Source organism: Zestomonas carbonaria, assembly GCF_904061905.1.
In the GTDB taxonomy this organism is placed as follows: Bacteria; Pseudomonadota; Gammaproteobacteria; order Pseudomonadales; family Pseudomonadaceae; genus Aquipseudomonas; species Aquipseudomonas carbonaria.
In genome coordinates this window covers 1-355 of sequence record NZ_CAJFCI010000117.1, presented here as the reverse complement: position 1 = coordinate 355, position 355 = coordinate 1, and the positions used below count along the sequence as shown (strand labels likewise).

The 355-nt window shown below is 70.4% G+C and carries 1 pseudogene; it reads left to right on the top strand.

From position 1 onward, the window contains the following. Positions 1-355 (top strand): annotated as a pseudogene (locus PSEWESI4_RS24925) (urocanate hydratase); the annotation flags it as partial.

Here is a 355-nt window from a genome sequence, read left to right as displayed (position 1 = left end):
GGGCACCTACGAAACCTTCGTCGAAGCCGGCCGCCAGCACTATGGCGGCAACCTCACCGGCCGCTGGGTGCTGACCGCCGGCCTCGGCGGCATGGGCGGTGCCCAGCCGCTGGCCGCGACCCTGGCCGGCGCCTGCTCGCTGAACATCGAGTGCCAGCAGAGCCGCATCGACTTCCGCCTGCGCAGCCGCTACGTCGACGAACAGGCCAAGGACCTGGACGACGCCCTGGCGCGCATCGCCAAGTACACCGCCGAAGGCAAGGCGATCTCCATCGCCCTGCACGGCAACGCCGCCGAGATCCTGCCGGAACTGGTCAAGCGTGGCGTGCGCCCGGACATGGTCACCGACCAGACC